This window comes from Yokenella regensburgei (assembly GCF_051486985.1).
Taxonomy (GTDB): domain Bacteria; phylum Pseudomonadota; class Gammaproteobacteria; order Enterobacterales; family Enterobacteriaceae; genus CBFFRJ01.
The window spans coordinates 15,389-28,641 of sequence record NZ_JAHVDV010000003.1; the positions used below are offsets into that span (position 1 = coordinate 15,389).

Below are 13,253 nucleotides of genomic sequence, written 5' to 3' on the forward strand. Positions count from 1 at the left end.
CATCGAATGTTCATGTACGGTTTATTAAACAGTTTCGTGCGGGTTGTTAGCTAACGCTTATTGATTTGATAATGCAAATGCATTAGCCGGGTCGAATAAATTTCGTTAACTTACATCCCAACGAAAACACGGAGGAAGTACAGATGTCTTTAATCAACACTAAAATCAAACCTTTTAAAAACCAGGCGTTCAAAAACGGTGAGTTCGTAGAAGTTACTGAGAAAGATACCGAAGGCCGCTGGAGCGTGTTCTTCTTCTACCCGGCTGACTTCACCTTCGTATGCCCGACTGAACTGGGTGACGTTGCTGACCATCATGACGAGCTGCAGAAACTGGGCGTAGACGTTTACTCTGTTTCTACCGATACCCACTTCACCCATAAAGCATGGCACGGTAGCTCTGAAACCATCGCTAAAATCAAATATGCGATGATCGGCGACCCGACTGGCGCCCTGACCCGTAACTTTGAAATCATGCGTGAAGACGAAGGCCTGGCTGACCGTGGTACTTTCATCGTTGACCCGCAGGGTATCATCCAGGCAATCGAAGTTACCGCTGAAGGTATCGGCCGTGATGCATCTGACCTGCTGCGTAAAATCAAAGCGGCACAGTATGTTGCTTCCCACCCAGGCGAAGTATGCCCGGCTAAGTGGAAAGAAGGCGATGCGACGCTGGCTCCATCCCTGGACCTGGTTGGCAAAATCTAAAATTTCCGTCGCCTTTCGCGCCATAGCGGCGTTGGCGTCACCTGCTCGCCCCGGTCACTTACTGATGTAAGCTCCCGGGGACTCGCAGGCTAGCCGCCTTGCTCTGACGCGAAATTCTCGGAAATTGCGTAGTACTATCAGGGCGCTTTTGCGCCCATTTTATTCCAGCATCATGATGCAAGTTGCGTACACGCAGCTCATATGTGGCAGCTTGCATGATGATGTTTTAAGCCCAGGAGATTAAAAATGCTCGACACAAACATGAAAACGCAGCTCAAGGCCTACCTTGAGAAACTGACTAAACCTGTTGAGCTGATTGCCACGCTGGATGACAGCGCCCGATCGGCAGAAATCAAGGAACTGTTGGCTGAGATTGCTGAACTGTCAGAGAAAGTCTCTTTCAGAGAAGACAACACCCTGGCGGTACGTAAGCCCTCGTTCCTGATTACTAACCCAGGTTCCGACCAGGGGCCGCGTTTTGCGGGGTCGCCGCTGGGCCATGAATTTACATCACTGGTACTGGCTCTGCTGTGGACCGGTGGTCATCCGTCGAAAGAAGCGCAATCTCTGCTTGCGCAGATTCGCGACATTGACGGTGATTTTGAGTTTGAAACCTACTACTCATTGACCTGCCACAACTGCCCGGACGTGGTGCAGGCATTTAACCTGATGGCGGTGCTGAACCCGCGTATTAAACATACGGCGATTGATGGTGGCACCTATCAGAACGAAATTACCGATCGCAACGTGATGGGCGTTCCGGCAGTATTCGTCAACGGTAAGGAGTTCGGTCAGGGGCGTATGACGCTCGCCGAAATCGTCGCCAAAATTGATACCGGTGCCGAGAAACGTGCCGCTGAAGAGCTGAACAAACGTGATGCTTATGATGTGCTGATTGTCGGCTCCGGCCCTTCCGGTGCGGCGGCGGCAGTTTACTCCGCCCGTAAAGGCATCCGTACCGGCCTGATGGGTGAACGTTTTGGTGGGCAGGTGCTCGACACCGTGGACATCGAAAACTACATCTCAGTACCGAAAACCGAAGGTCAGAAACTGGCGGGAGCGCTGAAAGCTCACGTATCAGAATATGACGTGGACGTGATTGATTCTCAAAGTGCGACCAGACTGACGCCGGCTGCGGTGGAAGGCGGTCTGCATCAGATCGAAACCGCGTCAGGTGCCGTGTTAAAAGCACGCAGCATTATCATTGCCACCGGCGCGAAATGGCGCAACATGAACGTGCCGGGTGAAGAGCAGTACCGTACCAAAGGGGTGACCTACTGCCCGCACTGCGATGGCCCACTGTTTAAAGGCAAACGCGTGGCGGTGATCGGTGGCGGTAACTCCGGTGTGGAAGCGGCAATCGATCTGGCGGGTATCGTGGAACACGTTACGCTGCTTGAGTTTGCACCAGAGATGAAAGCAGACCAGGTGTTACAGGATAAAGTGCGTAGCCTTGCCAATGTCGACATTATTCTCAATGCACAGACCACCGAAGTGAAAGGTGATGGCAGCAAACTGACCGGGCTGGAATACCGTGACCGCGTAAGCGGCGATGTGCACCATATTGCTCTGGCCGGTATCTTCGTACAGATTGGATTACTGCCGAATACCACCTGGCTGGAAGGTGCCATTGAGCGTAACCGCATGGGCGAAATCATCATTGATGCGAAATGTGAAACCAGCGTCAAAGGTGTGTTTGCGGCGGGCGACTGCACCACAGTGCCGTACAAACAAATCATTATCGCCACTGGCGAAGGTGCGAAAGCCTCTCTGAGTGCCTTCGACTACCTGATCCGCACCAAGAGTGCATAAAAAGAAAGTAAGACTACACCTGCAATAGCAAAGAGGCTGCCACTGGCAGCCTCTTTTTTTTCAGCGAACAACCAGCACCGGAACGCGCGCGTACCGCACCACACTTGAAGCATTCGACCCCAACAGATGGGTGGTAATGGACGGGTTGTGGGAACCAATCACCACCATGTCGGCCTTCAGCTCCCCGGCCATTTCATTGACCACATCCCTCACGCTGCCTAAGCGAACGTGAATATGGATACGCTCTGGACTCAGCGTGAAATGGCTGATCATGGTTTTCAGTCTTGACCTGGCTTCAACCTCCAGATGCTCTTCAAAACGGCGAATATCGGCGGCGAAGCGGTGCAGGCTTAAGCTGGCGGAGGAGGGCAGGACATGCAGCAGGTGAATGACCCCCGTCTCCTGTGCCAGAAACTCAGCGTGTCGGATGGCTTTGTCGCTCAACTCCATCTCAAATACATCGACTGGCATGATGATTGTCTGATACATAAACGCGTCTCCCTGTGGGTTATGTTGCACATATTGCAGCATAAACGGCAGGAAATTTTTGCCATACCGCTGGCAATTATTCACATTCCCGATGGATGACCCAAATACAGAATGGCGAGGGTAACGTACCGCAGCCACCATGATTGCTGGGTGAGAAGATAAAGAGCAGGCTCGCCCCTTTGCAGGCGTCGTTGCGCTAAAAATCAGAGTCGAACGCGCCGCGAAATGACGACATGTGGGAGGTCAGGGTCAGTCAGAGGATGCAGAACGCACCCTCTGTTATTACGCACAATGGCACCACTCAGAGCAGGTAGTCACCCGCCGCTTCTGGCTGGTAAACCAGCTCCAGCACTTCAAGGTCGGTTGAAGCTCCGCCGGGTAACTCCCAGTGAATGCTGTCACCCACGCGTAATCCCAGCAGCGCGGCACCGACGGGCGCCAGCACCGAAAGCTGGTTTGCGCTGTCGGTCATCCGGGTAGGGTAGACCAGGGTTCGGGTACGTGCTTCGCCACTTTTCAAATCGCGAAACGTGACGGTGCTGTTCATGGTGACAACATTAGCTGGCATAGCCTCAGGGCTACACATTTGGGCACGATCCAGCTCTGTGTTTAACGCCTGCGCAACCGGCAGGTTCGCGTAAGCCGGTTTCTCCAGCAAGCGGTCAATGCGCTCAGCATCGAGTTCGTTGATGATAATGGCAGGTCTGGACATCTCTTGCTCCATGTCTTGGGCGGTGCACCGCCTGGTTGATCCAAAGAAAAACCCTCGCCGACTGGCAGCGAGGGTTTAGCTGATCCGATGATACTGACACTGGCGACAAGTTTGAAGTGACCCGGCTCACATTTGCCGGGTTTATGATAAGTTTGTCGGCGATCCTGTCTCAGTAACCCTGAGGGTCGATGATAAAGCTCTCGCCGCAGTTGCCCGGATGGGGTTGTTGACGAAAAGATTGGGCGGTAAGCGGTTCGTTTATTGATTCAGCATCCAGAGTGAACTGCAGTTCGGTGAGATAGGCTGGCTTTCCGCTGCAGCTTAATTTAACCGACTTTATGCTGCCGTCACCCCAGGATTGCGCCATCGCCAGGTCAAGGTCCCGACGTGTTACGCGCTTACCATAATGCGTTGCGAGGAAAGTGCCCAGTGGACTCTGTCTTACCTCCTGATTCAGGCGAACCATCACGCCAGACCATGCATCTGGATCAAAACCAAAGCAGACGCCATGTTTGGCGTACTCATAGCGCTCCAGGCACGAATTGCCTCCGGCACCAGGCATGACCGCATTGAGTTTATCGGCCATCTCCAGCGACAAACCGGTTTCAGCGGCGGCACATTTTCGGCTGGCTTTGGCTTCCGGCATGTCAGGAATGGGGCGGCTGGCGCAACCGTAGCGCATCCAGCGATTATTATCGACCCCGCGGGCCGCGATAGATTTTGGCAGGCCCGGCCACAATCCATGCACGGTAAGGTAATCACGCTTTTGTGCTGGCTCTTTTTGCAGCCGACACTCGTCCGGCTCCCTGCTACCCCGATCATGCTGGCTCTGACAAAAACCAGTCTGCCAGGAGAGAGCCAGAACATAGCTGTCAAAATCCCCATACTTTTTAGCAACCAGCGGTTCGGCCCGAACTGGCGTGAGCGAGAGGATCGCCACAGCGACGCTAAGGCTGGCGACGAGACCCTTTCTTAACATTGATATTCCTGATACTGACGGTGAGATAATTTCTGGCAGTTATTAAAGCACAAAAAGCGCCGGGGAGGCGCTTTTTGCATATCGGGCAGGGTACGCGTTAGCGGATTGCCGCTCCTGGCACCAGCACTTCAGTGGCTATGATCACCACAATCAAACCCACCAGCACCGGCACTGATGTCCGTTTCACCACCTCGAAGGGCGAGATGTTTGCCATCCCTGCAACTGCCACCACCACGCCGGAAACGGGGGAAATAGTACGCCCCAGATTAGAAGCCTGCAGCATGGGAATGGAGAGGTAGGCCGGGTTGATGGCGGACTCATGCGCCAGTTTGGGGATCATCTCCACAAACGCATAGAAGGGAGCATTGCCCGAACCGGTGGTCATCGCCGCCAGCATGGTGAGGATAACCAGCACCAGCATCAGGATGATACTGGCTGACCCGAAGGAGGTGGCAATGGAGATAAGACTCTGGATAAAGCCGATGGTACTCAGCCCCTGTGCAAAGACCCCGGCGGCAACCAGCAGCATCACCACGCCCGCAAAGGCATCAGCCATGCCGCGATAAGCGACTTCAAGCCCTGAGAAGACGTTTTGCGTGTTGAAACCACGGAAGAATTCCAGCACCGCCGACAGCAGCATACAGATAACCAGAATAGTGATGATATGCAGTTCAGGACCCCATTTGCCGTCAAAAATCAGGACGCCAATAATGGGGGTAAACGGCAGAATGGCATAAAAAGCCGGGGCTTTGGTGGTGATGTCTTTCACGTCGAGAATTTCGGCGGTGATATTCTCTTTTTTATCTAAATAGCGCTGCCAGAAAAAGTGAGCAATTGCCATGGCGATAATGGCGGCAATGGAAATAGGCAGGGTGGTTTTAAAGGCGAAATCCACCAGCGGCATTTCTGCTGCTTTCGCTGCCAGCACCACGTCACCTGATGTGGGTGATAAAATAATCGCAGCCGGAGAGGCGCAAATTGCGGCCGCCGCACCGCGACTGATACCGACATTGACCATCACCGGGAAGAGTGTCGCCATTAATAATACGCCAAGTCCGGTGGCGGATGAGACGGCCAGTGACATCAGACAGGCGACAAAATAAGCCGCAATCATCAGCAGATAAGGCGAGTTAATAAAACGCAGTGGGCGGGAGGCCAGCTTCACAACCATGTCGTTAGCGCCGATGTGCGTCATATAGGCTGCAAATCCGCAGAGCATCATGATCATCATGCCAAGATCGCCGCCACGGCTCATCAGCAGAATTTTCACATACTCGACAATATCGGTGGCGGTGTAACCGGTGCTGGTGGCGCTGCCTGGCAGTACTTTATGGCCCATAATGGCACTGATAATGAGCAGGGTCAGGCCGCCGACAAAGAGTACGCCAGTCGCTGAGTATCCTTTAATGATATAGCGTGCGACGCCGACGATAACGGCCACGCCAATAAGAAGTTCGATAATCGTTAACATAGTGTTCTGGATCCCAGGGTGAAGGTCAGATAAAAACGGCTGCGGGAAAACGAAAAAATGCAATGTGCCGAAGAACGGTCAGGGAGTAGATGATTAAAATCAAGGAAGGATCGTTTTAAGAATATAATCGTGTAAATTTGTTCTCCGCACCGGCCTGCTTCTAACAGGAATTACCCGATACAGGTTGGAGGGCTGAAAACAGGTCGACGGAAAAGAAAATAAAAAGTTAATAATATTCGAGAGTTTGGTTACCCATTCATTCATCGCGTAAATTAATTAAAAAAGCCTTTAAAAATTAAAAATCGGGTGCTTATACTCACCCCTCTCTCTCCCTGCTCTCGGGTAAATATGCATACTGGCAGGCCAGGTCAACTGCGCGTCATAAAGCGACACCTTATGTTGTTGCTGATGGCCTTCGGCTGGCTGTTCATCCAGAGTCAGGTGGCAATTGCTGCACATGATTGTGACCTCAACGTGCAGGGTGCGACGGTCATGACGCAGCATTACGAACATGTAATGACCAGTCATGCACAAGAGCGTTTGCAACACGGGATGAAAGCCCCCTTGTGCGACAAACATTGTGTGCCTGACGTGGTGCAAAAAGAGACCGGCCATCAGCCGGTTGTGGCGTTGCCCGTCAGTATGACCCTTGCGGTTGCTAAACCGGTGAGTGTTGCACTCGTCGGGGAGGGATGGGCATTAACCCCACCGGCCGCTGGCCCGCCGGCCACTATCCGCTTTTGCCGATTCAGAGAGTAGAAACCTGTTAATTCGTTGAAATTTCTTTCTTTTACGATCAACAGGAGTTCTGATATGTATTCTTACCTTCGTTTTTCGCTGGCCTGTCTGCTGGCGCTGCTCTCCCTTTCTCTCTTTTCTGCCGTACAGGCTAATGACGCGACGGCTATGCAGCACGACATGTCGCAGCACGCGGCAGGGCATGCACCGGTTTACCGCTCGCTGGGCGTTATCAAAAAAGTGACCCCTGACACCGTTTCTATTGCTCACCAGGCCATCCCCGATCTCAACTGGCCGCCGATGACCATGCAGTTTGCTCTGCCGCAACGCGACGGTGCACTGGCAATGCAGGTGGGCGAAAAGGTCAGTTTTACCTTCAGCCAGAACGATAACGGCTATCAGTTGGTTTCCCTGACGCCACAACACTGATCGGGGACACTATGAAACGATTCTCACTGAGCCTGCGGCTGAGTGGGGTGGTGCTGGGTCTGATGTGCTCCGCCGCACAGGCGGAGTCATTCACGCTGGCACAAACCCTTTTCGCCACAGAACGCTACTCGGCACAGCTCTCTGCCAGTCGCAATGAAGTCCATGCGCTGGATGCCATGGCAACTTCCGCACGCCAGCTCCCCGACCCGAAGCTGAAATTTGGGATTGAAAACCTTCCCGTACAGGGCAGTAACGATCGCCGTCTTACCCGTGAAGGCATGACCATGCAGCGGGTTGGCGTAATGCAGCAATACGTCAGCGCAGAAAAGCGGGAGCGCAAAGCCGATACGCTGCTGGCAGAAGCGCAGAGCGCTAACGCCAGGTCCGCCGTGACCCGCGCGGCGCTTCAGCGTGATGCCGCTCAGGCCTGGCTTGATCTGGCGCTTTCGACACGCGCACTGGACATCACACGCAGGCTGCTCGCCGAAACCACGGCGCAACAGGGGGCGCAAAAAGCCAGCGTTGCCGCGGGCAATGCAACCCCTGACAGCGTCCTCGTCTTTCAGATTGGCCTCAGCGGGATGCAGGATAAAGTGACCCTCGCCGAACGTGATGTTGAGCTTGCTCAGGCTCGATTAAGGCAGCTCACCGGGCAACCGGTCACCGCTACCGGGGGAGCTCTGCCGCGCTATCAACGCTTGCCTGCTGATGAGCGCACCCTGGAGAGTGGGGTTGCCCGCCACCCGGAAATGGTGGCCGCGGTCAGTGACGCCAACAGCGCCAGAGCACGTTCAGCCCAGTCGGCGATTGCTGCCATCCCGGATGTGGAAGTCGAGGTCTGGTATGGCCGCCGCGCTGAGGGCTATGAAGACATGGCGGGCGTGATGGTGACCGTCGACCTGCCGCTGTTCACCTCAAGGCGTCAGGATAAAGACCACGCCGCAGACCTCTCCCGCACGATGCAGGCGAACGATCAGCTGGCCCTGATTGCGCGTGAACATCTGGCGCAGGTGCAATCGCTTGTTGCGCAGTACAACGCCGCGCGGACGCTCTGGTCCCGGCAGAAGGACAACGTGTTGCCACGGATTCGTCAGCGGGCATCCCTGATGGCAGCACAGTATCGCAGCGGGCAAAGTCAGTTGCCTGAGTTGCTGGAAGCGCGTCGGGCCGTACTCGATGGTGAACTGGCTCTGCTGTCGGCGGAAAAAGAGATGGCCCGCAGCTGGGCCGCCATTAACTGGTTGATTCCCGAGGCGCTGGCGCAATGAAAAAAACGCTTTTAGCGATATTAATGGCCGCCAGTCTGGCTGCAGGGGTGGGTTATGGCCCGGGACGTCAGCATTCGTCGACGACAGATGAACCCTCTTCTCCACCACCGGCCGGGCGTAAGGTGCTGTACTGGTACGATCCAATGGTGCCAGGGCAGCGTTTCGATAAGCCGGGGAAATCACCCTTTATGGATATGCCCCTGGTCGCCCGCTATGCCGACGAAGCGCAAGATAACGGAGGCGTCATCGTCAGCGCGCGCCAGCAACAGAACCTGGGGATGACCACTGCGAAGGTGGAAAAACGTATGCTGGCTCCGGCATTTTCAGCGTTTGCGACCGTCACCACCGATGAGCGCGGTCTTCAGACGGTGCCTTCTCCGGCGGCCGGAGTGGTGGAGAAGCTGTATGTGCGTGCAGCGCAGCAGTGGGTGGAAAAAGGGGAGCCGCTGGCACAACTGTGGATCCCGCAGTGGACGGCAGCCCAGCAGGAGTATCTGGCCGTTCGTCAGTTGGGCGACGAGGCGTTGACCCGTGCAGCCCGTGAGAGACTGGCCCTGCAGTTTATGCCCGCGTCGATTGTTCAGGCAGTGGAGCGCAGCGGTAAGCCACAGACCCGCCTGACTCTGCGCGCTGAACGGAACGGGTATGTGGTCAACCTTGATACCCGCGAGGGCGCGCAGGTCGCCGCCACGCAAACGCTGTTTGAACTGGCAAGCCTCGACCCGGTCTGGCTGGTGGTAGATTACCCACAAACCGAGGCCCGAGCCCTTACCCTGGGCGATGAGATTGTTGCGAGCGCGGCAAGCTGGCCGGGTGAACAGTTTCACGGGCGGGTGAGTGAGCTATTACCACAAATGGACACCACGACCCGGACGCTCAGGGCGCGAATTGTGCTCGAAAATCCCCGGCAAAAGCTGAAACCGGGCATGTTCCTGACCGTGTCTCAGCCGGAGAACGCCAGACAGCCTGCGGTACTGACCATTCCTGAAGAGGCCTTAATTGCCACCGGCACGGCAAACCGTGTGCTGCTGGCATCAGGTGAGGGGCAGTTCCGGGCGGTGGAGGTGACCATCGGCAGAACGTCGCGCGGCTGGAGCGAAGTGCTCTCCGGTCTGGCAGAGGGGGATGACGTGGTCACCTCCGGTCAATTCCTGATTGATTCCGAGGCCAGCCTGCGCAGCGCGCTGCCCGACACGCCGGTTGAGAAGAAGGCCCATGAGTATGAGAGCACCGGCGTGGTGGAAGCCATCGACAAGGGTTCAGTGACGCTGGCGCATCAGCCTGTTCCGGCGCTGAAGTGGGGTGCGATGACCATGGATTTCGTGCTCACAAAGCCACAGCCGGAGATTAAGGTCGGTCAGCCGGTAATGTTCAGCTTCACCCTTGATGATGAAAACGGTGCGGTGATCACCCATCTGATGGCAAATGAAGGGGAAATGAAATGATTGCCGACATTATTCGTGCCTCGTTGCGTAACCGTCTTCTCATCTTGCTCGCCGCGCTTGTGCTAACCGGGTGGGGTATCTGGTCGGTGCAACGCGCCCCGCTGGATGCGCTGCCGGATCTCTCTGACGTGCAGGTGATCGTTCGTGCCAGCTATCCGGGTAAAGCGCCGCAGCTTATCGAAAACCAGGTGACCTACCCTCTGACGACCGCGATGCTGTCAGTTCCGGGGGCGAAAACGGTGCGGGGCTACTCCATGTTTGGTGACGCCTACATTTATGTTCTGTTTGAGGATGATACCGATCTCTACTGGGCGCGCTCCCGGGTGCTTGAGAATCTCAGTCAAATCCAGTCAACCCTCCCGGCGGGGGTTAACGTCGCGCTGGGGCCGGATGCCACCGGTGTGGGGTGGATCTATGAATACGTGCTGGTTGACCGAAGCGGTAAACATAACCTTGCCGATCTGCGTGCGTTACAGGACTGGACGCTGAAGTTTGAACTTAAAACGGTACCGGATGTGGCGGAGGTGGCAAGCGTCGGCGGTATGGTGCGTCAGTACCAAATCATTCCCGATCCGGCAAAGATGCGGGCGCTGAATATCACCCATGAGCAGTTGATTACCGCCGTAAAGGCCGCCAATCAGGAGAGCGGCGGCGCGCTTATAGAGAGGGGAGAGGCGGAGTTCATGGTTCGTACCACGGGCTATCTCAGGTCGCTTGAAGATTTTCGCCAGGTGGTGATTACCAGTCGCAACGGCGTGCCGGTGATGCTTTCGGATGTCGCCAGCGTGCGTACTGGCCCTGAGCTGCGCCGTGGCGTGGCCGAATATAACGGAGAAGGGGAGGTGGCAGGGGGCATTATCGTCATGCGCTATGGCAAAAATGCGCTGAAGACTATCCACGCTGTAAAAGAGAAACTTCAGGCAGTAGAGAAAACGCTGCCAGCCGGGGTCGAGATTGTGCCGGTGTACGATCGGTCAACACTCATCGGGCATGCCGTTGAAACCCTTACGCACAAGCTGATTGAGGAGTTCATTGTGGTGGCTGTGGTGTGCAGCCTGTTTTTGTTCCACTTTCGCTCGGCGCTGGTGGCGATGGTCTCTCTGCCGCTTGGCATCCTGGGGGCGTTTATTGTGATGCATTACCAGGGGATCAACGCCAACATCATGTCACTGGGCGGGATCGCGATCGCAGTAGGCGCCATGGTCGATGCGGCAATCGTTATGATCGAAAACATGCACAAGGTGATTGAACAGTGGCGGCATGATAACCCTGACCGCGAACTGACCTCAGGTGACTACTGGCGCTTGTCCGAACAGGCGGCGGTGGAGGTTGGCCCGGCCCTGTTCTGTAGCCTGCTTATCATAACCCTGTCGTTTATTCCCGTGTTTTCGCTTCAGGCCCAGGAAGGACGAATGTTCTCTCCGCTGGCGTTTACCAAGACCTGGGCTATGGCCGTTGCGGCAGGGCTGGGTATTACGCTGGTGCCGGTACTGATGGGGGTGTTTATCCGGGGACAGATTCCTGATGAAAAAGCGAACCCGATTAATCGCTTTCTGATTCGTCTGTATGAACCTGCGCTGGAACGCGTGCTGCGCTGGCCGAAAGTGACACTGGCCCTCGCTCTGCTGTTGTTGCTGGCCACCTTATGGCCGCTGAGCCGTCTCGGCAGTGAGTTTATGCCGCCACTCAATGAAGGGGATCTGTTGTATATGCCCTCAACCCTGCCGGGTATTTCTGCGCGCGAAGCTGCGCGGCTGCTTCAGCAGACCGATCGTCTGATCAAAACCGTGCCGGAAGTGGAAAGCGTGTTTGGCAAAGCAGGAAGGGCGGAGAGTGCGACAGACCCTGCGCCGTTAACGATGCTCGAAACCACCATCAGGTTTAAGCCTCGTGACCAGTGGCGACCCGGTATGACCCCGGATAAGCTGGTGGATGAACTGGACAAAACCGTAAGTATTCCCGGTATTGCCAATGTCTGGGTGCCGCCAATCCGCAACCGGCTCGACATGCTGGCGACAGGCATCAAAAGCCCGGTCGGGATTAAAGTGAACGGGAGTAATATTGCGGACATCGAACGCGTGGCGCAGCAGATTGAACAGGTGGTGAAAAACGTACCCGGCGTCACCTCCGCACTGGCCGAGCGTCTTGCCGGAGGACGCTATATCGATATCATTATTGATCGTCAGCAGGCGGCGCGTTACGGGGTGTCGGTTAACGAGTTACAGTCGCTGGTGGCTACTCTGGTAGGCGGGGAAAATGTCGGAGAAGTATTGCAGGGGCGCGAGCGCTTCCCGATCAACATTCGCTACCCGCGAGAGCTGCGCGCAAACGTTGACGATCTGCGTGCGTTACCGGTGATCACCGAAAACGGCAGTCAGGTGGCGCTGGGCGACCTGGCGCAAGTGGTGGTCAACGAGGGGCCACCGATGCTGAAAAGCGAAAATGCCCGTTTATCAAACTGGATCTATGTGGATCTGCGTGGGCGGGATTTAAAATCCGCCGTGGATGACATGCAGCAGCGTGTGGCCAGAGAGGTGGCGCTGCCACCGGGGGTTACGCTCTCCTGGTCAGGCCAGTATGAGTATCTTGAGCGTGCAAGTGCAACGCTGAAGGTGGTAATACCTGTCACCCTGTTGATTATTTTTGTGTTGCTGTTCATCACCATCAGGCGAGTCTCTGACGCATTATTGATCATGGGGACGCTCCCTTTTGCGTTGATTGGGGGCGTGTGGCTGTTATGGTTTCTGGACTACAACTTATCGGTTGCAGGCGCGGTAGGATTTATTGCGCTTGCAGGCGTGGCGGCGGAATTTGGTGTCATTATGGTGCTCTATCTAAACCACGCGCTGGAGAAATACCGCCGCCAGGAGCCCGATGGCGGACACACCATGTTGCGTCGCGCGATCCATGAGGGGGCGGTGCTACGTGTGCGACCTAAAGTGATGACGGTGGCGACCATTATGGCCGGGCTGCTGCCCATCATGTGGGGGGGCGGTAGCGGCGCTGAAGTGATGAGTCGGATTGCTGCACCCATGATTGGTGGGATGATCACCGCACCGCTGCTCTCTTTATTTGTTATCCCGGCGGTCTATGAACTGATACATCGACGGGGCTAAAATCTGCCGCGTCCTGTTACCGGGCGCGGCGGTGAGTGCGAGCATTTATTGACCAACCGATAAAACACGGGACAAACAGCAGATTCG

The 13,253-nt window shown here is 55.6% G+C and carries 11 protein-coding genes; 7 read left to right on the plus strand and 4 right to left on the minus strand.

Annotated features, from left to right (window positions below):
* Positions 1-143 precede the first annotated feature (143 nt).
* Together ahpC and ahpF are read left to right on the plus strand one after the other, a co-directional pair.
* Positions 144-707, plus strand: a complete 564-nt coding sequence (ahpC, locus tag KXR87_RS03245; RefSeq protein WP_437430837.1) for an alkyl hydroperoxide reductase subunit C — start codon at positions 144-146, stop codon at positions 705-707.
* A gap of 246 nt (positions 708-953) precedes the next feature.
* The gene (gene ahpF / locus KXR87_RS03250; protein ID WP_437430838.1) at positions 954-2,519 is read left to right on the plus strand and encodes an alkyl hydroperoxide reductase subunit F; all 1,566 of its coding nucleotides are present in this window, start codon (positions 954-956) and stop codon (positions 2,517-2,519) included.
* Positions 2,520-2,579: 60 nt separating this feature from the next.
* On the opposite strand, the gene uspG is transcribed toward ahpF, so the two are convergent.
* The 4 genes from uspG to dcuC form a co-directional block, all read right to left on the minus strand.
* Positions 2,580-3,008, minus strand: coding sequence for a universal stress protein UspG (gene uspG, locus KXR87_RS03255; protein WP_437430839.1), 429 nt, complete (start codon positions 3,006-3,008; stop codon positions 2,580-2,582).
* A gap of 301 nt (positions 3,009-3,309) precedes the next feature.
* Complete coding sequence (gene rnk / locus KXR87_RS03260; RefSeq protein WP_437430840.1) at positions 3,310-3,720, minus strand: nucleoside diphosphate kinase regulator; 411 nt, start codon at positions 3,718-3,720, stop codon at positions 3,310-3,312.
* A 169-nt stretch (positions 3,721-3,889) separates the two neighbouring features.
* Positions 3,890-4,699, minus strand: a complete 810-nt coding sequence (gene rna / locus KXR87_RS03265) for a ribonuclease I (RefSeq protein ID WP_437430841.1) — start codon at positions 4,697-4,699, stop codon at positions 3,890-3,892.
* Between the two features lie 97 nt (positions 4,700-4,796).
* Positions 4,797-6,170, minus strand: coding sequence for an anaerobic C4-dicarboxylate transporter DcuC (dcuC, locus tag KXR87_RS03270; protein ID WP_437430842.1), 1,374 nt, complete (start codon positions 6,168-6,170; stop codon positions 4,797-4,799).
* Positions 6,171-6,566: 396 nt separating this feature from the next.
* On the opposite strand from dcuC, the gene KXR87_RS03275 reads away from it, so the two are divergent.
* From KXR87_RS03275 to KXR87_RS03295, 5 genes are read left to right on the plus strand one after another with little or no spacing between them, the layout of a single operon-like run.
* On the plus strand, positions 6,567-6,929 hold the full coding sequence (locus tag KXR87_RS03275; RefSeq protein ID WP_437430843.1) for a DUF2946 domain-containing protein: 363 nt from the start codon (positions 6,567-6,569) through the stop codon (positions 6,927-6,929).
* 54 nt (positions 6,930-6,983) lie between these two features.
* Entirely contained in the window at positions 6,984-7,337 is a 354-nt protein-coding gene (locus KXR87_RS03280; protein ID WP_437430844.1) for a copper-binding protein, read from the plus strand.
* Positions 7,338-7,348: 11 nt separating this feature from the next.
* On the plus strand, positions 7,349-8,605 hold the full coding sequence (locus KXR87_RS03285) for a TolC family protein (RefSeq protein ID WP_437430845.1): 1,257 nt from the start codon (positions 7,349-7,351) through the stop codon (positions 8,603-8,605).
* Positions 8,602-10,050 carry an efflux RND transporter periplasmic adaptor subunit gene (locus KXR87_RS03290; protein ID WP_437430846.1) on the plus strand — a complete coding sequence of 483 codons (1,449 nt, stop codon included), beginning with the start codon at positions 8,602-8,604 and terminating at the stop codon, positions 10,048-10,050. Before KXR87_RS03285 ends, KXR87_RS03290 begins: the two co-directional genes overlap by 4 nt.
* On the plus strand, positions 10,047-13,166 hold the full coding sequence (locus tag KXR87_RS03295) for an efflux RND transporter permease subunit (protein WP_437430847.1): 3,120 nt from the start codon (positions 10,047-10,049) through the stop codon (positions 13,164-13,166). The genes KXR87_RS03290 and KXR87_RS03295 overlap by 4 nt, the downstream gene beginning before the upstream one ends.
* Positions 13,167-13,253: the final 87 nt, after the last annotated feature.

What these genes read in the sequence shown, in the direction of transcription:
- ahpC (WP_437430837.1), top strand. Translation starts at nt 144, where the DNA reads ATGTCTTTAATCAACACTAAAATCAAACCTTTTAAAAACCAGGCGTTC.
- ahpF (WP_437430838.1), top strand. Translation starts at nt 954, where the DNA reads ATGCTCGACACAAACATGAAAACGCAGCTCAAGGCCTACCTTGAGAAA.
- uspG (WP_437430839.1), bottom strand. Translation starts at nt 3,008, where the DNA reads ATGTATCAGACAATCATCATGCCAGTCGATGTATTTGAGATGGAGTTG.
- rnk (WP_437430840.1), bottom strand. Translation starts at nt 3,720, where the DNA reads ATGTCCAGACCTGCCATTATCATCAACGAACTCGATGCTGAGCGCATT.
- rna (WP_437430841.1), bottom strand. Translation starts at nt 4,699, where the DNA reads ATGTTAAGAAAGGGTCTCGTCGCCAGCCTTAGCGTCGCTGTGGCGATC.
- dcuC (WP_437430842.1), bottom strand. Translation starts at nt 6,170, where the DNA reads ATGTTAACGATTATCGAACTTCTTATTGGCGTGGCCGTTATCGTCGGC.
- KXR87_RS03275 (WP_437430843.1), top strand. Translation starts at nt 6,567, where the DNA reads ATGTTGTTGCTGATGGCCTTCGGCTGGCTGTTCATCCAGAGTCAGGTG.
- KXR87_RS03280 (WP_437430844.1), top strand. Translation starts at nt 6,984, where the DNA reads ATGTATTCTTACCTTCGTTTTTCGCTGGCCTGTCTGCTGGCGCTGCTC.
- KXR87_RS03285 (WP_437430845.1), top strand. Translation starts at nt 7,349, where the DNA reads ATGAAACGATTCTCACTGAGCCTGCGGCTGAGTGGGGTGGTGCTGGGT.
- KXR87_RS03290 (WP_437430846.1), top strand. Translation starts at nt 8,602, where the DNA reads ATGAAAAAAACGCTTTTAGCGATATTAATGGCCGCCAGTCTGGCTGCA.
- KXR87_RS03295 (WP_437430847.1), top strand. Translation starts at nt 10,047, where the DNA reads ATGATTGCCGACATTATTCGTGCCTCGTTGCGTAACCGTCTTCTCATC.